This window comes from Alkalibacterium iburiense, from assembly GCF_039521845.1.
Taxonomy (GTDB): Bacteria; Bacillota; Bacilli; order Lactobacillales; family Carnobacteriaceae_A; genus Alkalibacterium; species Alkalibacterium iburiense.
This window is the reverse complement of record NZ_BAAACW010000110.1, coordinates 26282-50245: the sequence shown is the minus strand read 5'-3', so window position 1 is coordinate 50245 and position 23964 is coordinate 26282. Positions and strand designations below refer to the sequence as shown.

Sequence of the window (23964 nt, the reverse complement as noted above, 5' to 3'; positions counted from 1 at the left end):
ACTTTGAGTACTTTAACACAGGACTTTGTCTGTTCTTTTTTCACTCGCTTCACCTCTATCACGAATACAAACGTGTGTTCTTTTCGTTAACTTTAGTATATCACTCCGTCAACGGAAAGGCTAGAGAAAGGTACACTTATTTTTAAAAGAAAAAGAAGACAAAACAATCAGACATTTATCTCAATGTACGCTCTCATCCCACGATTAAAACCGTGGGCTTTCACGCTTGATAGTTCTGTAAGCACCGACTTTTTCGTAGATGATTCTATCTCCTCTGACCAGCTTCTGTTCTTCTGAAAGAGTCATGATTCGGTCGTGATCCATGCAGGTGTAGCCACATATGACTTGTTTCTCTACTGTTTTTTTCTCCTCTTTTTGTCTTTCAACTCGGTAAGTATAGTGGTCTTTAGCCCAAAGCGGATCAATGTTTATCCGACTGCCATCCGTTGTCACAATCGATGATTGGCTCGTATCTTTACTGTCCAGTACTGACGTATGAAACTCTACAGCTGAACCGATAATCGCTGACCCCGGTTCCACTATCAGTCGGGTTGATTCAGTATCCACTACTTCTTCCAATACCTATTTCACTGCCTGAATGTAATCACTCGCTGTAGGCTTGCCCTCCACTCCTCCGAAAAAGCCTCCGCCAATATCTATAAAGGATGGATTGATAGTATATTTTCTTATAATATATTTGGCATAACGGGCAATCTCCTGATACACTCGGACACTTCTCGTGACACTATTACAATGAAAATGAAGCCCGATTCTATTCGACGATTGATTGAATCGGATTAGGTCAAGCGCTTGAGCTAACTCTCCATTAGCTTCTGAAAATCCGAATCGGAACCCTTCTTCTCGATACCCTACGTCCTGACTGTCAAAAAGAGTGGTATCTACGTTAATGCGCAGTCCTATGGTTTCCTTGTGTTCCTGACAGTGTCTCCTGAAGTAATCCAGCTCATTTTGGGAATCAATATTAACTAGTGAGCCTTTTTGAACTGCCTTTAAAAAAGCCGCTTCTCCTTTTATGGGGCCATTAAATACAATTTCGTTTTCTGAATAACCGGACAATTGAGATAATGCGAACTCCTCATCTGATACGACTTCAGCCAGAACACCCTGTTTTCTTAAATAGTCTAATACCCAAGGCAAAGAATTGGTTTTGACCGAATAAGCAATATGTGAATAGGGCCAGATCGCCTGTAAAGCGTGCTTAAACTCAGAAAGATTCGTTTCTAACTGATCTTGATCTATTAAAAAGTATGGTGTTTGCATGTTCTTCTCCCCTTCTCTCTCGTTGTTCATTTAGGACAAACATGTACTCAACAAATAACCTCCTTTAGATGAGATGAGTTCTATAGGTGTATTTAAATGCAAAGTTTAGAAATGGGTCTAGGTAGAATCTATGAAAGGTGCTTGGAGATATGTGGGGTAATAAAAGACGCAATGTGAATAGACAGATGAAAGAAAAGGTTCATTTGGAAAATAGTAGTGTAAGAAATGGAGTATAGGATATAGTAAAAATGTGCATAGTATTTTTAAGGTGGGGGTAATTTTAATCGAATAATAAGGGGGAAAACTCAGGTGATAAAAAGATAGTCAAGATTAGAAGGAAAGGCAGTGGATGTAACAGATGAAATAAATGGAGATGAAAAGAATAGATTCCTTTTGTTGCAGGCATTCGATTTATTAATTTTAAAGTAGCACAACTCTAAACCGATTACAACACCTATTCACAAATAATCAGCCCGGAGTGAGTGAAAGGCAGCTGAGTTAGACATGTAAATATCTAAAAAGAGAAAGCCCCTAAAGACTTCCTCCTTATTTTAATTATAAGTTTTGAGCTGCTTTCACAATGGCAGCGACGTTCATGGAAACAGCTTTTAAATTGCGGTAGCCATTTTTTAAAGCTTCTTCTAAAGAGGTAAACTCAGGAATGATACTGAATGTTGAAATAATGCCTTCGTCGTAGATAGACTCATAGCCTTCGTTCAAACAGCCAGCTAAGGCAATCGTTGGGACACCATGTTCTTTTCCGACTCGAGAAACGGCAATCGGTGTTTTTCCGAATTGTGTTTGGTGGTTAATGCCTCCCTCACCTGTTATCACTAAATCGGCATCACGTATCGCTGCATCCAGATTTAAAATATCGACCATCAAGTCGCCGCCTCTTTGGAGTTCGGCGTCTAAGAAACCAAGCAAGCCGCCACCCAATCCACCAGCTGCACCGGCACCGGGTAAAGAATCAATATCTTTCCCAAGCTGATCTTGAACCAGACGAGCAAAATGAGTCAAATTAATATCCAATTGTTCGATTATCTCTGGCGTTGCTCCTTTTTGAGGGCCATAAATGTGTGACGCTCCATTTAACCCCGTTAGCGGATTGTCTACATCACACGCTACTTTGATAGAGACTTCTTTGAGACGAGGATGCATGCCTGATACATCAATGGTGTCCAAGTCAGCTAGACCTCTGCCAGTCGGTTCAATAGGCTCCCCGTCTTTTGTTAAAAGCTGTCCTCCAAGAGCCATAATCATACCGGCTCCCCCATCGTTCGTCGCACTGCCTCCAATACCTAAGAGAATGTCTTCTACCCCTTCTTCTAAGGCATCTTGAATGAGTTCTCCAAAACCATAAGTGGTTGTGTTTAAAGGATTGCGTTGACTCGTCTCTACTTTATCCAAACCAGATGACGCAGCCATTTCTATCACAGCAAGTTTTTTATCACCGGACAAGCCATAAAAGGAAGAGACTTTTTCTCCTAAGGGACCTGTAACGAATAATTCTTTAATGGTTCCCCCAGTCGCATCACTGATAGATTGGACCGTTCCTTCTCCTCCATCAGCCATGGGTATTTTCACGTACTCTTCATTGGGCAGGATTTTTTTAAAGCCTTCTTCAATGGCTGTGGCAGCCTCCAGAGCCGTCATGCTTTCTTTAAATGAATCAGGTGCGATAACAATTTTCATAATCTTATCCTTTCTCTTCTTTCTGTTTTATCCAAATAGTCCGAAAATGATCACGGAAATGATCGTAATAACGAGTCCGACTAATGATTCATAAGGAATGACTTTCAATCTATCTTTAAAACTCATCATGACACTTCCACCGGTTGCATGGTAAAAACTACCGTGTGGCAAGTGGTCTAAAACGGTTGCGCCTGCATGAATCATAGCGGCACCAGCAATAGCCGACACACCAGACTCCATAAGCGTTGTACTAAATACAGAGCTCGCGACAATGGATCCTGACGTGGTTGAAGCCGTAGCGGCAGACATCATAATCCCGGCAAATGGAGCAAGTAAATATTCTGGCAAGCCAATATTGGCAATGAAATTAACTAGGACATCGCCTAATGTGGAATTTGAAATAATTCCAGCAATTAAACCTGTTCCGATTAAAAGAACAGCGACGTTAGACATTTTACTTAATCCAAAGGACGCTTGATCGATAATTCCTTTGAATTTACCCATAATGAGTGAACCGGCGATTCCCCCTAAAGGTAAGGCAACCATAGGGTCAATGACAATATCAAACACAGGTCTGAGTGAAAGTAAAAGAACGGCTACAATCGGTCCGGATAAGGCTGTTATAAAGCTAGGTAATTCCTTATCTGTCAGTTCATCCGTATCCACATCTTCCAGCGCCACTTCTACCCCTTTGTTCGTTAAGCGTTTAGCTAAAAAGTAAGTAACAAATAAAGCGAAAATCCCAGGAATCACTCCTGCTAGCATCACTGAAGTCAAAGGTGTCCCAAACGCATCTGATACAGCAATTGTGTTAGGATTTGGTGACATGATGTTACCGGCTTTTCCTCCACCAATCATAGCAAGTAAAATAGACGTTTTACTTAACTTGGCATTCTTGGCAATAATCAAAGCAATTGGGGCAACGGTAATAACGGCAATATCGATAAATACCCCTACAGCGGTTAGAATCAAAGTGGCTAACGCTAAAGCAAACAAGGCTCGCGTTTCCCCAATTTTTGAAATGATAGTGCGTGCGATGGATTCAGCCGCTCCTGTTTCGATGAGGACACCAGCTAATATACCGGCTGCTAAAATACGCAAAATGGCCGTCATCATCCCTTGAGCTCCTCCGATCATCAAGGTGATTGTATCACTTAAACTCGCTCCACCAATTAATCCTCCAGCTAAAGCACCAACTAACAACCCGTAAACAGATGGTGTTTTTATAAAAATTAAAGCGATTGCAATAATGAGTCCAATTACGGCTCCTAAAGCAGTTACTTGTATATCCAATTTTCTTCCTCCTTATGTATCTGTTGTAAGCTAATCTTACTCTTTAGTGAATCCGTTTACTATATCTTCAAGACTAATTTATTGAGCATTGTTTTTGTCCTGCAGACCAAATATAATAAGAGATGAATCCATATAGGAGGTTTAAAATGGAAATTTCCGCTACTATTGCTCAAGAAATCGTCTCACAGATGAAAATTGTTCTTTCTCAGGAGATTAACTTCATGAACAGTCAAGCCATCATCATTGCCAGCACAGATTCTTCTCGAATCGGGAATTTTCACGGAGGTGCAGAAACGGTCTTAAAAACAAGACAGCCTCTAGTGATTGAATGTAACAATCAGTTCACTGGCAGCAAAAAAGGAATCAATATGCCCATCACATTTGAAAAAGAAGTCATTGGAGTTATAGGAATCACTGGTGAAAAGGAAAAGGTCATGAAAAATGGAGAAATCATTAAGAAGATGACTGAAATTTTGATTAAAGAAGACTTTCTGAAAAATATTACTCTGCAGAAAAGAAATCAATCAAGGTATATCATTGAAAAACTCCTTACCTATCATACGGCCCCTTCATCTTTTGAGGAGCCAGATGTTTTCAGTTATGATTATTCAAGACCACATATTTCAGCAGTTGGGCAATTAGATTGGGAAGGATCTTTTCGCTATGAGGATCTCTATACCCTACTGGATCAAGAGTTCTTTCATACTTCCCAATATAAATACACCATACTTAATAATCAGCTGTTTCTACTCATACAAGATAGTAATGCCCAAGCAGTCTCAAAGACACTGGATTCTTTAGGCAAAAAAATAAGCTCTGCTTTCAAATCGCCTTTTTATTTTGGAGTAAGCTCATTAAGCTTTTCAGAAGATGAGGCCAGCCAAGCCTTTCAGCACGCTCGTGATGCACTCAGCTGGAATATCTCTTATGATAAAAAGGGATTACTTGAATATAATGACATGGATTTAGGACTGCTATACTCCCACCTGTCCAAAAAGAACAAAAGACCTTTTATAGATAAAATCTTATCGGGTATTCCAGAAACGGAGTATGTAGAACTTAAAAAAGTGCTGCTGACTTACGGTGAATTTAATAAGAGTTTGTCTAGAAGCGCCGAACATTTATTTATCCATAAAAACTCTTTTCAATATAAACTGAATAAAATTTACACGTACACTGGATACGATCCGAAAGTACTAAATGACTATGTACGTCTTTATTTAGCTTTTTTATTGAATGATAAATGAAAGATTATATGTTGTTGCCTCAGTAACACAAGTTGTAATTTTATTTTTTTCAATTACACTAGATGTATGAAGATTCAAGGTTTTCAGAATATATTTAGTGAGGAGACTAAATATGAAACGTCGGATAGTAACTTTAATAGGTCTTTTATTCATCGTAATTGGGATAGTCATGCTTTCTCTTCCAAAAATGGCAGAATATAATATCAATAACCATGTCACTAGAGTCGATGACATGTATCATACTCTTGACTCCAATCAACTACGAAGTAATGTGGAATCAGAAGCTGAATTTGACTTTTCAGCCATTGATGACATCAGTCCAACCGATACTTTTTTTGATCCTGCTAATCTCGATAGCAATCTAGTTTTAGGACAAATCGTTATTCCTAGTATTGATGTACAGTTGACAATTTTTAAAGGGATTACAAATCAGATTTTAAATGCTGGGGTTGGGACAATGAAAGAGAATCAGACGATGGGGAAAAGTAACTATTCTCTGGCAGGGCACTATACTCATAGTGGTCAATTATTTGGCAGACTAGAAGAATTGAACATTGGGGATAAAATCTTATTGAATGATAAAGAGATGATATATGAATACGACGTATATGACACGTTAATTGTTCCCCCTACTGCAGTAGAAATGATTGAAGATCAATTGGCTGAAGAACATGGGAATGCTATTGTGTCTTTAATGAATTGTTTTTATGTTGATGATGTAAATACAGGCGATCGTTATTTTGTATTAGGAGAATTAGTTGGAACACATCCATACTCTGAAGCTGGTGTAGCAATGAATCATTTCTAAATTCTATCAAACAAAGTTCAACAAAAAAGCAGATCCGATTGGGTCTGCTTTTAGCTTTCAACTCTTTAATTTTACACGTTCTATATGCGCTCTTTTAGTTTGTTCATCCGCTAGAGTATGTTTGTTTAACTGGTTGAAAAGCGTCAATACTTCTTGCAATGATAGGACTTTTTCAGATTCCATTATATCTTGTTTTATAATAGAATGAAGCCTATTTCTTTTCATCACTTTGATGCGGGGAGAATGGATCGTAATATCTTTTAGGGTACAGCGCTCACTGAAGATGATGTAGGATTGAAATAAATCTCTATCAGTTAATCCTGAGTATTTCTTTATTGCATTGATATGAGCATTATTTTGCCAGACTGGATTGAAAAATTTAAATTTCTGCCCATTTGGCATCGTCTGAGTCCATTGTTTATACTTTTCATTCCCAAATATCCATCCACTATAATTCTTAGATTCAAAGACATATATGCCCGTTTCAGCCAGCATGATTAAATCAACCTCTGACGTGCTGCCATCCTCTTTAGGTATGTATGCATTAGATAACAACTTCTTAGGTATAGGCAATTGTTCCAAGGTGTAATACGTTAAAAATTCCCCGTAATTCCCTTTATCAAATACTGTCTTCAAAAAACTATTTCCACTGGCAACTGTATAGTTTGATTCATTAAACTTCAAATACATGGGAAGCATAATAAATAAGATCATTATAAAGATTAAAAAGATTATCACCATATCTTTCATCTCCTTTATACAAATTAGTGTGACTGTCTTGCATTTCACTACTTATTATCGGTTCTTCTAAAGGAGATATAAGCGAAATGCTAAAATTGTACTAAGAAATTAGCAACAGACTTTACATCGAATTTAAAGGAACCTGGATTGAGCTTTAATCATTTAATCTGTCATTTCAGATTTAGCATCAATTAGTAATCTGTTGAACGAAAAAAAAGCCTAGGTCCGAAGTCCTAAGCTTTCTTTATAATTTTGAAATTTATATCATTCTTAAACTAAATGCAAAGGTATAAGGATGCGTACCAGGTAGTCTAAATTCAGGATGAGTTTCCTGACCCCAGCTGTCATCTCCACCTACACCTGTTTGAGCTAAATTAATACGTAAAATTGTTTTATCTGACTCACTTAATTTATAAGCATAATCTACAGCTTCCAATTCTTCGAAAGTAAATTCCGAAGCATTAAATTCTAAATCGCCATGACCGCTTACTTTCAATCCTATGTTGTTTTCATTTTTGATTTCAAGCCACTTCGTACCTACATGGTTTCCGTGCTCTTGAGGCCTTAAATACGGAATGAATTGCTCAGAAACAGTGCTCTCATGCAAGCCGACTTTTGCTCCCGTTTGTCTATCCATATACGTCTCAAATGGTCCTTTTCCTAACCAACGAAGCTGATCGTAAGATTCATCTAAAGCTAATCTCACACCTACTTCAGGAATATCTGGTAAAGGCTTGTGAGGAATTAAGTTATAAAGTACTGTTACTTCTCCATTTTCTTCGAATGTGAACTGTAACGATACTTTCAATCCATGTAATTCAGGATATATAAAGTGAGTTTTAACTTTCATAGCATGCGATAGCTTGACAACTTCAAAAGCATCTAGCTCTCTATGTTCATTAGCATTTCTCCACACTTTACTCTTATCATTAAACCAGCTTCCAAAGTCGTTGTCCGTATAGGCTCTCCAGAAGTTTGGTTCCATGGCTGCTAGTAACAATTCAGTTCCATCTATTTTTACCGATGTTAACAGACCAGTTGCCTTAGCAAATCCATAAGCATGATTATTTGACTCAACATATAAGAGAGTATCTTCTTCTCTAACTTCCCATTTAGAAAGGGAGTTTTCAGTTTCTGTCAGTTTAACTACTGCTGGAACAGGCGTCTGTTCGAAAGCAATCTCATGTCCAGCTTCTGCCCATAATGTATCTTTTCTTGTTACTAATGACAAGGTCAAATAGAGACTGTCTTCAGCAGACTTCTTTTCATATTTATTGAATGGCAATTGGATTGTTTCCTTCGTTAAAGGATCGATTTCTAAACTTTCTAAACTTCCTTTATCTATCACTTTTCCATTCTTTTCAACAGACCAATTTAAAGTGTAAGCTGATAAATCATCAAATAGATTTTTATTACTTATCTCAACTTTTCCTTTTGTGAAATCTGATACTTTAAATTCGACATTCTGATAAGATTTTTTCACTTCATATAATTTTGGACTGACTGTTCCATCCCCAAAAATAACGCCATCTCCTGAAAAGTTTCCATCATGCGGTGACTCTCCAAAGTCTCCTCCATATGCTAAATAAGATTTACCTTCTTCAGAAGTTCGAGCAATCGCTTGGTCTTTCCAGTCCCATATGAATGCTCCCTGTAATATAGGATACTTATCAAATAACTCAGTATACTGATAAAAGTTACCTAAAGAGTTACCCATAGCATGTGAAAATTCACAAATGATGTAAGGCTTCGATTCTTCAGTTGCTTCTAGAGCATACTTTTCGACATCTTTAGGTGGGATGTACATAGTACTTTCAATGTCAGAAGCAGCTTCAGATTTTCGGTAATGGAAGACCCCTTCATAATGGACTAAACGAGTAGGATCCGTTTCTTTGAAGTAATCATAGAGTTTTAAGAAGTTGTCCCCACCAAATGATTCGTTGCCAAGTGACCATATTATGATACTTGGATGATTTTTATCCCGCTCATACATTGATTTGGCACGGTCTAATACATTAGCTGTCCAAATTGGCTTACTGCCGGGTACATTTCTGTCTTCTAATTCTTTTTGACCATAATACCACGTGCCATGTGATTCTAAGTTCATCTCATCGATGACGTAAAGGCCGTAACGGTCACATAATTCATAAAAGTACGGATGGTTCGGATAATGAGAGGTTCTGACAGAGTTGATGTTAAATTGTTTCATCAAAATAACATCCTTCTCCATATCTTCTTTTGTGACAGCTCTCCCTCTCTCGGCATCCCATTCATGACGGTTGACACCTTTAAAGACAATACGTTCACCATTGATTGTCATTAACCCGTCTTTTAATTCAAAGGTTCTAAAACCAACCTTACTGCGTTGTACTTCTAAAACTTCATCATTATCATCCTTTAAAGTAATAAACAAAGTATAGAGGTTGGGGTGTTCGGCACTCCATTTCTTAGGATTGCTGACTGTTTGAGAAAAGGTTTGAACAGAATCATCATCAGTGACAAGGTGTTGTTCTGTCACTACAACTTCTCCCTCTTCATCATGAAGCTCAATCTCTACTTTTCCTTTAAAGTCCACCTTGAATAAATTTTCTGTTTCAGTTGTTACACGTAATTCTGCATCAGTATACTCATCATCCAATACCGTTTGAACTTTAAAATCTTTAATGTGTACAAGTGGCGTACGGTATAGAATAACATCTCTGAATATCCCGCTTAATCGCCAGAAATCCTGATCTTCTAGCCAACTGGTATCTGCCCAGCGGTAGACTTCAACAGCTAGTTTATTTTCTCCTTCTTTTACATATGGGGACAAATCAAATTCTGAAGCTGTAAAAGTATCTTCACTATAACCGACTAAGTCTCCATTCACCCATACATAGTAAACAGCCTCTACCCCAGCAAAGTGAAGAAACAGAGGACTATCTGCCCATTCATTATCAAGAGTGAAGGTTCTAACATATTGCCCTACAGGGTTATAGTTGGTAGGAGCAAATGGTGGTTCAATATCATCGTGTTCCACCCATGGATACGTTGTGTTGGTATACTGTGGGTAATCATAGCCTTCAAACTGCCAATGACTAGGTACGGGTATGGTATCCCAACTTTCCGTATTATAATCAGCTTTAAAAAAATCCTTATCCCGTTGTTCAGGTTGCTTAACCCACTTGAATTGCCAGTCCCCATTTAATGATCGCACAAAGGGAGAGTCAAGATAAGCAGACTCTTTTGCTTGTTTAATAGATTCAAAGGGAAACGATGTAGTACTCGCTTCGCGTCGATTTAACTCAAATATTTCCGGATTATTATTCCACTCCGGATAGCCATTCTCAGGAGGAGTATAAGAGAATTTCTGTGGTTTTTGCATTGATTACTAACTCCTTTTCAAATAATTCCGATTTAGGACCGTACTGTTTCTAATTGATTCTTAAAATGAATATAGGCTCCCAGCATACCAGCTTGATTTCCTAAAGATGCAAAATGGATTTGTGTTCTTTTTCGAACATAAGCATTTTGGTAAAGTTTAAACCTCTCATTAATCTTTTCTGATAGGTACTCTTTTTGTTCCATAATACCGCCACCTAAAATAACGACTTCAGGATTCAATACGCTCACATTATTAATTATAATTTTAACGATATTCTGAACGAAACTATCTATTTCCTCTATGCATATCTGATTGCCTTTCTGTGCTTCTTGGAAAACCCAGTGGCCGTCAATATCTTCTTTATTAACGCGTTGTTTAACTTTATCGACTAGTGCTCTGGCTGAGGCAACGGTTTCTATATTATCATCTCCTAAGTAAGAGTAACCTACTTCGCCCGCACTGAAAGAACTACCGTGAAATATTTGTCCATTTATATAGACACTTCCTCCCACACCAGTCCCAATTGTTAACATAAGTGCATTGTTAATAGTGTTTAATTCCCCAAAGTGCAATTCTCCTAACAAGGCACAGTTGACATCATTTTCAACAGAACAGGGAACACCGTATACTTTTTCAAGTTCGTCTTTTATAGGTGTTCCAATAAAGTTTGGGATATTTCCATTCGCATGCAGAACCTTTCCCGCTACCGGATCAATGATACCCGCGGTAGAAATAGCAATACCATTTATGGATTCCCTCTTTTTTATTTCATTAATGACTTGGTGAATCCGATTGAGCAGGAAAAAGTCTTCATCAGAAGTACCTGTATCTAATTTCCCCAGGGGTGTAAGTTTTTGGGTCATTTCATTGAAGACACCGTACTTAATCTGGGTCCCTCCAATGTCCAATAAAGCTATCATACAAAGCACCTCCATTAATCCATTTCCTTATTGTACAAACTCTGCTTTTGCATCCGAAATCATCTTATGAACCTTTTTAATTCTCTCTTCATCTTTTTCAGTTACTCGCGGTAAAGGTGAACGAACGGATCCAATTTCAATGCCTTCTAAAGAAAGAACAGACTTGATAATGTCATATAAGTGGGCATCACTTTTAACGATTTCAAAAATAACATCATTGATACGGTACTGGATCTTTTGAGCTAATTCAAAGTCACTGTTTTGAACGGCTTCATCTGCTTTTAAAAACAACTCAGGCATGACTCCGTATGTACCACCGATTCCACTATCTGCACCCATCAAACGACCTGCAACGTACTGTTCATCTGGTCCGTTAAATATAACGGAGTCTTTTGAGGCTGCTTGCTTAAATTCATAAATATCTTGTACTGGCATAGACGAGTTCTTGACACCAATAACTTGGTCTTTCGCCATCATTTTTTTGTATAAATCTGCTGATAAAGCATACCCTGTTGTTTGCGGAATATTATAAATAATAAAATCCAAATCGGTTGCTTCCATCATCTGTGTCCAGTAGTCTTCTATCGCATCTTCTGGAAGAACAAAATAAATGGGAGGAATAGCAGCAAGGGCATCTGCTCCTACAGATTCAGCATGTTTAGCTAGTTCAATACTGTGGCGGGTAGATGGGGCTGCAACGTGTGCAATAATAGTTAATTCATCTCCCACAGCTTCTACAACATTTTCTAAAACAAGTTTTCTTTCTTCAACTGTCTGATAAATACACTCACCAGAACTGCCTCCAACATATAACCCTTTAACTCCTACTTTGGCATAATGTCTCGCTAAAGTTTGAATGCGTTCAGGATCGATTTCTCCTTCTTCGTTATAGCAAGCGTAAAATGCGGGAATAATTCCTCTATATTTGTCTAATCTACTCATTAAAATCTCTTCCTAACTGTTTAATTATTTGGTAGTGCATGGATGAACCGTTTGGCAATATCTAAAGGTCGGGTAATAGCGCCTCCGACTACAGCAGTATGAATCCCTGTTTCAAAAGCTTTCTTTAGTTGTTCTGGATAGTGCAATTTTCCTTCAGCTACTATGAATCGATCCGTTTGCTCCACTAAATCTTTCATTAACTGGAAATTGACATCTGTCTGTTCTTTCGTTTCTTCCGTATAGCCGTTCATCGTTGTTCCTATTAAATCAAAACCAATCTCAGCGGCATTGAGCCCTTCTTCTAACGTTGATATGTCTGCCATAAATAACTGGTCAGGATATTTTTCTTTGACCTCTTTGAAGAAGCCATTGATTGTCTTTCCATCTCCACGTTTGGCAAACGTGGCATCCATCGCAATAATATCACTGCCCGCTTCAACTAGCTCGTCCACTTCTTTCATCGTCACTGTGATATAAGAATCGAATGATGGGTACTCCCTTTTGATTATTCCGATTACCGGTATGTCAAAAGCATCTTTAATCTGTTTAATGTCTGTTACCCCTTGTGCCCGAATCCCAGCAGCACCTGCTTCGATAGCAGCCTGAGCCATTAAAACCATGACTCCACCCTCTTCTTTATAGAGGGGTTCACCAGGAAGAGCTTGACAGGAAACAATTAATTCGTTTTTTAGTGATTGTATAAGTTCATGATTATTTTTCACTCTAACTTTCCTTTCGTTGAATAGTTAATAATCAGATAATAGAAATTCTTAGTAATCTATAACTCAAAGACTACTAAGAATCACTGTTAGTTATGATTTATTTTCAGTAGATAACTCTGAATAAGACGTCTCTTTTTTATTTTTTCTTTGCCCTTCTTTTTCAGCAACATCATCAACAGACTTAAAAGCATGGTTAGCTAGTCTCATAATCCCATAGGCTAATACGCCAACACTTACAAAGGGAACTAATACTGGAACGACACGTGCACTCAAGTAAAAGAGGTAGCACAGTCCAGCCATCCCTACAGCATGTAAGGGAGTTGAGATAACCATTATAAAAGCATGCTTAATAACTTGAACATTTTTAATATCAAAATGAACATAAGTTGGGACTATATAGAGAACAACTAATAAAAAGATTAACCATAATCCTAACGAGCTCAGAGTAAACAGGAAAGATAAGGAACCTTGAACATTCAAGGAATACTGATAGTGGAGTCCTAACAATAGACTCATAGCGAGAATGCTGTAACCCAGCAAATTAGCTTTTACGAGATTTTTTTTATAATGTGCCCAGAATTCTTTATTAAACGAAAACCCATCCCCTGACTGTATCCTTTTTCGTATCAAGGCAAACATGGAAACTGTAGCCGGGAAAAATCCTCCGAATACTAAACCTACTAGTGTGAAAACGATCCAAAGTAACTGAATATGTGCCATATCAGCAAACCACGTCATGAGTTTCATTAACTTACTATCTTTATGAAATAATCCTTGCATAATAATCCCTTTCTTTCTTGTTTTTTAGGCTTTCAAATCATCCAATGTAAAGGAGGCGTAAACAGACTTGATTCTTCCTTCATCATCACATTCTGTTTCATATAAGACGCCTATTTCTCCGTTTTCTAAAACAGTTAGACAAGAGTACACGAATGAACCAGATTCTAATACTTTAGCATGTGGCCACGTTTTCCCGCCATCTTCACTGAGAAGGACCACCCCATTTTCTCTTTCTGTTTCAGAACGTGGTCCGCAGAAAATCAATGTGTCTTGTTCATCCGATTCCTGCGTGTAGTTGATGACACTCACTTGACAGACTGGATTAAGTAATTCTTCAACGAATTCAAAGTTTTCCCAAGTCACTCCACCGTCATGACTCACAGCTCGAGCTATTTGGCCATTACCAAAATGATTCCGCATATAAAGAGCTAATGTGCCATCAGATAATTCAACAACTTGTGATTCTGTTAATTCGTGATTTCTCGCGGACACACCTAGATCTTTCGCAGAGTTAGATTCAAGTGTAATCGTACGATTATCATTTGGCGAGTCTGCCCTCTTCCATGTTGCTCCATTATCGTCACTATAAATTACTGTACAGGACATGAAACGAACAGAATTTGAGAAGTAAACGGGATAAACTAAACGTCCTTTATGTTCTCCCTTTTTTAGTTGAATTCCAATTCCTGGCCCTGTCCCTAAGAAACGCATCCATTCTTCTTTCACCTGAGTGTTTAGTTCCATCGGTTTAGACCACGTTTCTCCGTCGTCTTCACTTTTGATGACCTGAAGAAAGGTTGTGGGTGATTCATAGAGTAAGTCTTGATTAAGTTCATCAAACTTTTCATATATATGCCCGACCGTTTTATTTCCTTTAGTCACATAACCTTTTTCATTAACTGTATACTCTGTTTTTTCACCTTTCGCATTTAAAACACTGCCATCATCTTTTAAAACATAACGCGCTTTTTGCCAGTCAAAGAGTAGTCGGTCTCCATTTTCGTCAAACCCAACTCCTTCTTCACTGTTCCATAGTCCAATGCCTCCTGGCGTATGCGAATACAGTAACCAGATGGTTCCTGTTTCTTCATCTTGTAATAATGAAGAATCAATAGCTGCAGGACTGGATAGGTCATCTCCAGGAAACTCCACAACTGTTTGTAAATCTCCCCAAGTTTGTCCATTGTCAAAACTTCTTCGAATGGTAATATTGATTTTATTCGGATTATCTCTTTGATCTACAATTCTCGCATCGTTTGCGGCGATCACGGTTCCTTCATCTGTCGTCAACAAGGTCGGAATACGGTAAGCCTTTGAGCCATTTAATCCTGGTGTAAATAAATCTTGTTTGTGTGCCTTTAATTCTTTCATCTTTGTTATTTCTCCTCCAACTGTATAAAAAGGAGACAATACACTATTGTCTCCTTTTAAGCTTTATTGCCCTAATATATCTTCAACTAATGGGGCTTTTTCTAATTCATCTAATAATTCTTGTCCCCCATTGTTTAACCATGTGTTAACATAATCGTCCCAATCATTTTCAATATCGATGACACCTGTGATTCCATTCATTCTGAATTCTTCTTCAATGGTTCTCAGTTGTGCTCCATATCTAGCCATGACATCCGCTTCATCTGTTTCGTTAAATAAGTCATAACGGTGAGGTTGAATCGCGTTTTCTTCTACTACTTCATCTACTGCAAAGTAATCTTCCATTAACTGGTTCGTTTCCATTGTATTTAACCATAGAACACGGTTACCTGGGTATGTTCTAAAATTGTAGGCCCAGAATCCAGTGTCGCCTTCTTCTCGCGTATACTCATCACGTACTATGAGTGTCGATTCTCCTTCTTCACCTGCCCAGTCTGAGTGCTCTCCTGGTTCACCATAAACAGTCCATACTCCTTCATCAGAGTGGTTCATGAAGTCAAACATTTGTAGATAACGGGCTAATTGCTCATCTGTCACATCTGCAGAAATGAACATTTGATCATCGTCACTGAGTAAAGTAACAGGTGTATAAGCTGGCTGTCCTTTGTGTCCTTCAGGTCCAATCTCGGATCCTGTTACTAACAATTTAGCGTCTTCATCTTGATGCAAGACATTATGAGGCGCTCTTCCTTGTGTCCACGTTTCTTGTGCTAAATACGCACGTTGAGCAATAAAGTATCCGGCTGCTCCCGTTTGGAATTTCTCCCAAGCTGTTCGCTCGCTTAACGTTGTCCATTCTGGGTCAATTAGACCATCTTCATACCAACTAGCTAATGTCAGTAAATAATCTTTGTATCTCTCAGAAATCATTGGGTGAGTTAGTTCACCGTTTTCTTCAAAGTTATATTCTGGAGTAATTCCGAATGCTCCCATTAAGGTCAAGCTCCAGTTCAAGTTGTCATTAAATGGCATTAGACCATAAGTGTCATTTGATCCATTTCCATCTGGATCACCTTCTGAGAAAGCACGTAAGATTTCTTCTAATTCTTCAATGGTATAAGAATGTTCTGTTCTATAAATCCTCTCATAGCCATCGTCTTCTCCAATAGGTTCAATATCATCAGGTATGTCTAATCCTAAATTTTCCATCCAGTCTAAACGAAGTGTAGGAGCCCATAATATCCCTTGCGTATGGTTTTGAATCCCTACCAAGGCCAAGTATGCATCGTCGTTTTCAGGATGTTTAAACATGTCCCAACCTAATCCATCATCTGTTTCATTGAGCATTTCAGTATATAATGGGGCATATTCTTCAATCATTTCTCTAGGAATAGGACGAATCAATCCGTTATTGTATAACTCGTTTGGAGTCATATCATTCCCTGTGAAGGCGAATGTATCAGGCAAATCACCCGATGCAATCATAATGGACTGTTCATTTGAATCCCATGTATCAACATGTGTGTTTTCAATGTTGACATTAAATTCTTCCTCTAAACGTTCTTGAACATAGTTACCGTCTTCAATATTGCCTTGCGTAAGAGAACCAGACAGATGCAAATCTATTGTTTCAGAAAAATCACCAGCCTCTGGTAATTCCGTCATATCAACTTCCGCTTCTTCTGCTGATCCACCTCCGTCACCACAAGCAGCTAACACTGCTAATGTAGGTAAGACAAGGGAAGCTCTAATTAATCTTTTCTTGTTAAACATTTTATTCTCTCCTAATTAAATTTATTTCTTATCAATGAGTGATTATTATCCTTTAACTGCTCCCAGTTGTAACCCTTTAATGAAATACTTTTGAGCAAAGGGATAAACTAAAATAATGGGTCCAATAGATACCATGACCGTTGCAGCTCGTACGTTAGTTAGAAGCAGTTCAGCTGCTTGTCCACCCACTCCTGATACCTGGTTTTGCATACGAGATGGGTCGACATCAATGAGCATTTGACGCACCATTGTTTGAAGAACATCTAATGAACTGTCCTGAATATAGACTTGAGCATGGAACCACTCGTTCCAGTGGTAAACAGCTGCCCACATAGCAATGGTTACAACAATAGGTTTGGATAAAGGTAAGATAATTTTATAAAGAATCTGAAACGGTGTTGCTCCATCCATCGTTGCGGATTCTTCAATCTCTGGACTTATACTTTTGAAAAAGTTTCTCATAATGATAATGAACATGACATTTAACGCTCTAGGCAAGATAAGTGCCATTCGTGTGTTTAAAAGCCCCAATTCTCTGACAATTAAATAATCAGGAATCATTCCACCCTGCATAAACATAGCCACTAAAAACAAGCCCATGAATACGCCTCGAAATGGCAAGTCATCTCGTGAAAGAGGATACGCTGCCAATATCGTTACACCTGTAATGAGAAGAGTCCCTAAAACAGTTCTAATAATCGTGTTAAGATAGGCTAAACCAACATCTCCGTAACTAAAGATAAATTGATACGCTTCTAATGACCATTGTTCCGGCCAGAGACTGACTCCTAAACTTGTCGTTGTAGATGAATGACTGAAAGACAGTACAATCTGGTTCCAGAAAGGATAAATAATCACTATAGAAAGCAAGGTTAGTAGAATAATAACCACGTAATCGAATAGCGTATAGCCTTCAAAAAACTTTCGTTTCTTCTTAGGTTTATTTAGTGTGTTTTCCATTTATACTTCTCCTTCCTACAAGACATTCATATCTGTCTTTTTCTTAACTAACCAGTTAGAACCAACAATTAATACTAAACCAATAATATTCTTAAATAATCCTACTGCTGTCGCATAATCAAAGTTAAAATCGATTAACCCGACTCGGTAAACATACGTATCGATAATATCTGCTACACCATATACGGATGGATTATATAAGTTTAAGATCTGGTCAAAACCGGCATTTAGAATGGTTCCTAATCTTAATAAGAACATGGTCAAAATAATCGGCATAATAGTTGGGATCGTTACATTCCTCATTTTTTGAATACGTGTTGCACCATCTAAATCTGCTGCTTCATATAATGATGGATTGACTCCAGTCATGGCTGCCAAATAAATAATCGCACCGTAACCAATTTCTTTCCAGATGTCTGAAGCGATTAGAATCGGTACAAACCAGGTTCTGCTAGATAGAAAGTGAATCGGTTCTCCGCCAAACATATTGATGATGGCATTAACGATACCTCTTTGTGGTGAGAACACTTCGATAACCATTGAAGCTACTATGACCCACGACATAAAATAAGGTAAATATGAAATGACTTGAGTAATCTTTTTGAATTTCATATTTTTTACTTCGTTCAGTAAAAGCGCTAATAGGATAGAGGCAGGAAATGAAAACACTAATTTTAACAGACTGATGATTATCGTATTCTTCAGTGCTCGTGTGAATGTAAAATCAGAAAACATTCTTTCGAAGTGAGCGAAATTGTTCCAAGGACTTCCCCAAATTCCTAATCCTGGAGAATAATTCTTAAAGGCAACTAGTAACCCATACATCGGTCCGTAACTAAAAATAGCAAGAAATGTCAACGGGATTGCTAACATAAGTAAGAATGGCCAGTTCCTTTTTAATTTTCTTTTAAAGTTCTCAGATTTCATTCTTCTTTTATCTTTAGGCGAATCACTTACTTCGTCCATCACTGCTCCTGTCTTAACTGCTTCTCTCATTGATTAAACGCATCCTTTCTTAATTGTATTTTGTAATCTCTTCACTACACATTCCCCTTTGTCTTTCTCACAATAGTGTAAAACGATTACACATTGTTGAAGCGTTTTCCGCAACCGCTTAATACCAATTATATCGGAAGCGTTTTTTTATAGTTTCAATTTATTTAAATGCTCTTGTAATAAATTTAGGTCATTTATAAAATATTTTGACATAAGTTATTAAAATTTATTGCATTCTTTCCCATTGACTTGAAAAATAAGTATAAAAAAACTCAGCTCATACTTATGAATTCGACACACACTTCGGATTCATTGGCCTGTATAGCTGAGTTTATATTCGATTTAATAGTGTACGGGACTATCTAGTGGAATCGTAATGGTTACTTTTGTTCCTTCATGTAAAATACTATTAATGGTGAGATCATACTTATCTCCATAATATAGGTTTAAGCGGTCATTGATGTTATAGATTCCTGATTTACTGAACGTGGACTCATCCAACTGTTTCTGTATATCGTCTAATCTCTCTCTTTCAATTCCTGACGCATTATCTGCTACCATAAATTGAATCGTGTCATTGACTTGCTTTATTTTTATATAGAGGTGAATTAACTTATCAGTATGCCTCACACCGTGATGAATGGTATTTTCCACAATAGGTTGGAGTATTAACTTAATCACTTCTAAATCAAGAACAGTATCATCCACATCCCACTCTACATCGAAATTATCAAAACGCTCTTTCATGATTTCAAGATAATTCTGTGTAAACTCTATTTCTTCACGAATAGGGACATGCATAGATTCTCTATTCGTCACAAACTGAAAGAATCGAGTTAAGGAACTAATCATATTAACAGCTCGATCAGTTTTTTCCATTTCGACTAAAAATAACAAGTTTTCAAGAGAATTATATAAGAAATGAGGGTTTACTTGATTTTGCAATGCTAATAACTGTATTTCTTTTTTCTCGTATTCTTCTCTAAGAGCGTAATTATGCATCTCTACTTTTTCTTCCATTATCTTGTTTAACATAATAATACTCTCATTAAAATTCTTTCTTAACTCGTAAATTTCATCCACACCGTTAATCGCTGTTTGGTAATCTGGATCTAATGCTTCATGATCGTATTTTTTCGAAAAGGTAGCGATATCACTAAATGGTTTGATGATTTTTCCAGTTAAAATATAAGATAAAACAAATAAGATAATAATCGCTATAAAATAAATATAAGCGTTTCTTAAAAATATACCTGCAATATCTGACTGAATCGCGTCTGCATTCAAGAGAGAGGTATATACCCACCCATCAATATTTAAATCAGACTGAAATTCATGTATGCCACTTGTATCCCAGCCATTTTCCTTTTGGCTAAGAAAACTCCCTTCATTAATATCCCAATACACGCTATCTTCAATCGATAAAACTTCACTTTCAATCATTTCTACTAAAGGTAAATCGCTAAAGAAATGACTATCAATCGTTACAATTACTTTTCCTTTTCCTTCAAACAAATCATGTGTTCTCAAAAAAGGAAGTCCAACAGATAACATTTCCTGACCCAGTGGATGACGAGTCATACCAAAGAGATAACGGGATTGACTGTCCTCGTTAAGGATAGTCAATTCTCTTATCGTCTCGTGAGCGTAGTCAGAAGAGGAAAACCATAATTCTCCGGTCTGATTATAAACCGATACACTGCCTACAGTTGAAGTCGATATATATTGGGGTGTAGCTGTTCCCCACTCTTGTTGGATATATAGTTCTCTCATCAACTCTGGATTAATCACATGATTAGCCAATACTGTTCGTATTCTATCGATTTCAGAGTTGATTAGGGCTGCTTTACTCTCATGTTCAGAGGCTTTTAAATCCATCATTTCATTTAAAACGGTTTGAGATGTTCTAAAATAATACACACCTGTAATCAACAGTAAAGGTAAAAGAATTGTGAGTAAAAAATAACTGAACAACCGGTCTCTAAAACTTAATCGGCTACGACGTGGTGAGTGTTCATATTTGAACCCCTCATTCTTCTTATCTTGACTTTGAATCCATTGCAGTAAACTATAAATAGGTTGTAAGGCAGTGTTTGCTACATATTTAGACAAAATGTAGGATAGAAAATAAACAAAGACTATAATTAGTAAGAAAACCAGTATAAAAGAAGGAAGATTGCTTATTTCATCGTAAGAAAGAGTGTAGGTGACCTCTATACCAAATGGATGAATATTTCCTTGTAAAAGATTTTTATTTTCTTCGTTTTCTGCCTCTTTAAAAGCTTTCCCTTTGTAAATTAAATCATCACCATAGCTAAGCTGATAGTTGTCTGGAGCAAGTAGATTACCCACAAGCAAACTATTATCTATAATAAAAAGAATCGTTCCCTTGTGCTCATCTTCTAAATTATAAATGTTCGTAGCAAAAAACAATTTTCCTTCTAAATATGAATCTTTTTCTATACTTTCATTTCCTTCGAACACAGCATGTTCAAGAAACAAACCTTGAGTATAAAGCGTTTCTGGGCTTAAATTATTATCTAACTCAATACCGTTCCAAGCATAATTCGCCGCATTTCCTGAAGAGCTATATTGATTATTCGAAGTGATAATCAAAATATCTTCTATAATGTTGTTTTCTGTATTTAATAAAAACAGATAATTTCTTAATTGCTCATAAGAGTAGTATTTTTCGATTGGTGTTGATTGATCTCCATCAAGTACTGTTAAATGAGAAAGGATAACATCATTGTTTTGTGACGACTGCATAAGGGAATGAACATTACTCAGTTCTCTCTGAATAGAGTCGATAGATTGATTTAGAGTCCGTTGTCCTGCTTCAGTGTATTCTGCTTCCTTAAAATCATTCACTTGATTATTTAAAAAAGTAACTAGTAGTATCGTACTGATTAGACTGATTCCTATGGAGAAAACAATCAAGTATGTCTGTAATCTTTTCATCTTTAATTTTTTAAATAGATTTTTCTTTTGCATCATTAACTTCCATTCTTTTTCCTAAAGCTGGATGGACTTTCTCCGACGATTTGCTTAAAGACCTTATTGAAATACGATGGCGTGCTAAACCCTACTTTTGAGGCGATATCTTTTAATTGATAATCTGAATACTTCAATAAGCTTTTCGCTTTCTCGATACGCACTTCATTTACAAAGGAAGTAAAACTCTCCCCGACCTGTTCATTAAATAAGGTGCTGAAATAAGATTCATGAATAAATAATTCATTAGCAATGGTTTTAATCGAAATGTTCTCATGATAATGAGCATAAACATAATTTTTAGCAAATGTGATATACTCATTTTCTTTTACAGAAGACTCTAATTTAGGATTAACTGATGGAGCAGACTTTGAAAATTCAGTATTATCTTTATCAATTGTTTCTTTTTTCTCTTTATTGACAATTTTTTCCATTATATCTCTGAAGTCATTTTTCATAATGGGTTTGAGTAAATACCCTTTGACATTATAGCCTATCGCTTTCTGAGCTAATTCAAAATCACTGTGTGCACTTAATATAACGACCTCAGTTTCAGGAAAGAACCGATTTAATTTTTCGATTAGTTGTAGACCATCCATATTCGGCATCTTAATATCAGTAAAAACCAAGTCTGGTTTATGCTCTTCCGCTAATTCAAGAGCAACCAGTCCGTCTGGAGCTGTTCCTACCACTTCATAACTATAGTCATCCCAAGGGAATAATTGAGCTAAGCGTTCACGTATATTTTTTTCGTCATCTACGATAATACATTTATACATTCTCTTACTCCTTTAATCTTTTAAAGACATTGGTAAACGTGTACAATTTAAGTTTCTAACACACATCTATTCTTATTTGATGTCTTTAGACACCCAAAAAAAAGAATTTGTATGATTCCTTAGCTAGTTTAGCATGAAAAAGCGTTTTTAAAAACAGCTATCGTCAATTGTCTTTGACGATAGCTGTTTATTTTCTTAATGAAAACACTTTTTCATAATCCATAGCGTGGGTTAAATCACTCTAACATTATTCTTTTACCTAGTCTTAATTTATATGGATTCCATCATTTCCATCTTTCTCTTTCTCCTTCATTCTTAAAAATGATAGACTATATTTTCACTTCACACATCTAAATCCAAGGTTACTAGTAGATGAAGCCGCAGAGGACTTATGTCGAGCTGAAACTCGGTACCTATTGCAGTAAGAGGAATGGCATAGAAAAGAGCCCCCTCTTGTGTCAAATTCATCGTCAGAGTCTTTGCTGTAATTAGTCAAATAATAATCAGCCTCTTTGGACTGAAATTCACTTAATGAGATGGAGGCAGGATTTAAACACCATTCCCATACATTTCCAGCCATCTGATATAATCCATAACCGTTTGGTTTAAACGTCTTAACAGGAGCCGTTCCTAAGTATCCATCTTCTTTCGTATTTTCAACAGGGAATTTCCCTTGCCATATATTACATTGGTGTTCCCTTTCTATAACCAGCTCGTTCCCCCACGGATAAAGGTTGTTTTCATAACCACTCCTAGCGGCATACTCCCATTCAGCTTCTGTAGGCAACCTTTTTCCTGCCCACTTGCAGTAAGCCATTGCATCGTTTCTCGATACATGAGTGACAGGATGATTGAGCTTGTCTTCAATAGTGGAATGAAGACCTTCAGGTTTCTTCCAATAAGCCCCTTCAACCGCTCTCCACCATGTGGTTCGGGGCAATACTGGGTGTTTGTCTCTTTCTTCTTCTGGCAATAACAGATGAAAGACATAAGACCACCCGTACTTTTCTGCATCGGTGATATAGCCTGTGTCTTCAACAAAGTCTTTGAACTGCTGAATAGTGACTGTGGTTTGATCCATTTCAAAAGCAGGCATACTCAATTTCACTTGAGGTTTTTCTCTATCCGCTGGATAACCTACTCCTTCCGCATCTCCCATTGTAAAATCACCAGAAGGGATGGAACACATAAAATCTTTTACCTTAGTATAACTCCAATCATTTACCTTGTCTAACTAGCTCTTTAATACTCTACTCCACTATTTTTGTATATTTCTAGAAAACGGCCGTATCAATATA

The 23964-nt window shown here is 37.2% G+C and carries 19 protein-coding genes; 2 read left to right on the top strand and 17 right to left on the bottom strand.

Annotated features, from left to right (window positions below; genetic code table 11):
• Positions 1-204 precede the first annotated feature (204 nt).
• The 4 genes from ABDZ53_RS09215 to ABDZ53_RS09200 all read right to left on the bottom strand — a co-directional run bounded on the left by ABDZ53_RS09215 (position 205) and on the right by ABDZ53_RS09200 (position 4269).
• Entirely contained in the window at positions 205-567 is a 363-nt protein-coding gene (locus tag ABDZ53_RS09215) for a type III PLP-dependent enzyme domain-containing protein (protein ID WP_343755804.1), read from the bottom strand.
• Between the two features lie 15 nt (positions 568-582).
• A complete protein-coding gene (locus ABDZ53_RS09210) occupies positions 583-1281 on the bottom strand; it encodes a type III PLP-dependent enzyme domain-containing protein (protein ID WP_343755802.1) in 699 nt (232 codons plus the stop codon).
• Positions 1282-1836: 555 nt separating this feature from the next.
• Positions 1837-2976: a glycerate kinase gene (locus tag ABDZ53_RS09205; protein ID WP_343755800.1), complete on the bottom strand. Its 1140-nt coding sequence runs from the start codon at positions 2974-2976 to the stop codon at positions 1837-1839.
• 27 nt (positions 2977-3003) lie between these two features.
• Positions 3004-4269: a GntP family permease gene (locus ABDZ53_RS09200; RefSeq protein ID WP_343755797.1), complete on the bottom strand. Its 1266-nt coding sequence runs from the start codon at positions 4267-4269 to the stop codon at positions 3004-3006.
• Between the two features lie 146 nt (positions 4270-4415).
• On the opposite strand from ABDZ53_RS09200, the gene ABDZ53_RS09195 reads away from it, so the two are divergent.
• Complete coding sequence (locus tag ABDZ53_RS09195) at positions 4416-5516, top strand: CdaR family transcriptional regulator (RefSeq protein ID WP_343755795.1); 1101 nt, start codon at positions 4416-4418, stop codon at positions 5514-5516.
• A 112-nt stretch (positions 5517-5628) separates the two neighbouring features.
• On the top strand, positions 5629-6324 hold the full coding sequence (locus ABDZ53_RS09190; protein ID WP_343755793.1) for a class A sortase: 696 nt from the start codon (positions 5629-5631) through the stop codon (positions 6322-6324).
• Positions 6325-6381: 57 nt separating this feature from the next.
• On the opposite strand, the gene ABDZ53_RS09185 is transcribed toward ABDZ53_RS09190, so the two are convergent.
• The 13 genes from ABDZ53_RS09185 to ABDZ53_RS09125 all read right to left on the bottom strand — a co-directional run bounded on the left by ABDZ53_RS09185 (position 6382) and on the right by ABDZ53_RS09125 (position 23855).
• Positions 6382-7065: a nuclease-related domain-containing protein gene (locus ABDZ53_RS09185; RefSeq protein WP_343755791.1), complete on the bottom strand. Its 684-nt coding sequence runs from the start codon at positions 7063-7065 to the stop codon at positions 6382-6384.
• A gap of 259 nt (positions 7066-7324) precedes the next feature.
• Positions 7325-10429, bottom strand: coding sequence for a beta-galactosidase, LacZ type (gene lacZ, locus ABDZ53_RS09180; protein ID WP_343755789.1), 3105 nt, complete (start codon positions 10427-10429; stop codon positions 7325-7327).
• A gap of 32 nt (positions 10430-10461) precedes the next feature.
• Positions 10462-11349, bottom strand: coding sequence for an ROK family protein (locus ABDZ53_RS09175; protein WP_343755787.1), 888 nt, complete (start codon positions 11347-11349; stop codon positions 10462-10464).
• A 27-nt stretch (positions 11350-11376) separates the two neighbouring features.
• A complete protein-coding gene (locus ABDZ53_RS09170; protein WP_343755785.1) occupies positions 11377-12291 on the bottom strand; it encodes a dihydrodipicolinate synthase family protein in 915 nt (304 codons plus the stop codon).
• A gap of 20 nt (positions 12292-12311) precedes the next feature.
• Positions 12312-13013: an N-acetylmannosamine-6-phosphate 2-epimerase gene (locus ABDZ53_RS09165; protein WP_343755783.1), complete on the bottom strand. Its 702-nt coding sequence runs from the start codon at positions 13011-13013 to the stop codon at positions 12312-12314.
• 90 nt (positions 13014-13103) lie between these two features.
• Positions 13104-13793 carry a YesL family protein gene (locus ABDZ53_RS09160; protein ID WP_343755781.1) on the bottom strand — a complete coding sequence of 230 codons (690 nt, stop codon included), beginning with the start codon at positions 13791-13793 and terminating at the stop codon, positions 13104-13106.
• 24 nt (positions 13794-13817) lie between these two features.
• Positions 13818-15164, bottom strand: a complete 1347-nt coding sequence (locus ABDZ53_RS09155; protein WP_343755779.1) for a sialidase family protein — start codon at positions 15162-15164, stop codon at positions 13818-13820.
• A 63-nt stretch (positions 15165-15227) separates the two neighbouring features.
• Entirely contained in the window at positions 15228-16937 is a 1710-nt protein-coding gene (locus ABDZ53_RS09150) for a type 2 periplasmic-binding domain-containing protein (protein ID WP_343755776.1), read from the bottom strand.
• Positions 16938-16982: 45 nt separating this feature from the next.
• A complete protein-coding gene (locus tag ABDZ53_RS09145) occupies positions 16983-17897 on the bottom strand; it encodes a carbohydrate ABC transporter permease (RefSeq protein ID WP_343755774.1) in 915 nt (304 codons plus the stop codon).
• Positions 17898-17912: 15 nt separating this feature from the next.
• On the bottom strand, positions 17913-18893 hold the full coding sequence (locus ABDZ53_RS09140; protein ID WP_343755772.1) for an ABC transporter permease: 981 nt from the start codon (positions 18891-18893) through the stop codon (positions 17913-17915).
• A gap of 342 nt (positions 18894-19235) precedes the next feature.
• Positions 19236-21887 carry a sensor histidine kinase gene (locus tag ABDZ53_RS09135; RefSeq protein WP_343755769.1) on the bottom strand — a complete coding sequence of 884 codons (2652 nt, stop codon included), beginning with the start codon at positions 21885-21887 and terminating at the stop codon, positions 19236-19238.
• A gap of 2 nt (positions 21888-21889) precedes the next feature.
• Positions 21890-22666: a response regulator transcription factor gene (locus tag ABDZ53_RS09130; RefSeq protein ID WP_343755767.1), complete on the bottom strand. Its 777-nt coding sequence runs from the start codon at positions 22664-22666 to the stop codon at positions 21890-21892.
• A 337-nt stretch (positions 22667-23003) separates the two neighbouring features.
• Positions 23004-23855 (bottom strand): formylglycine-generating enzyme family protein, encoded by an 852-nt coding sequence (locus ABDZ53_RS09125; protein WP_343755764.1) that lies wholly within the window; start codon positions 23853-23855, stop codon positions 23004-23006.
• Positions 23856-23964: the final 109 nt, after the last annotated feature.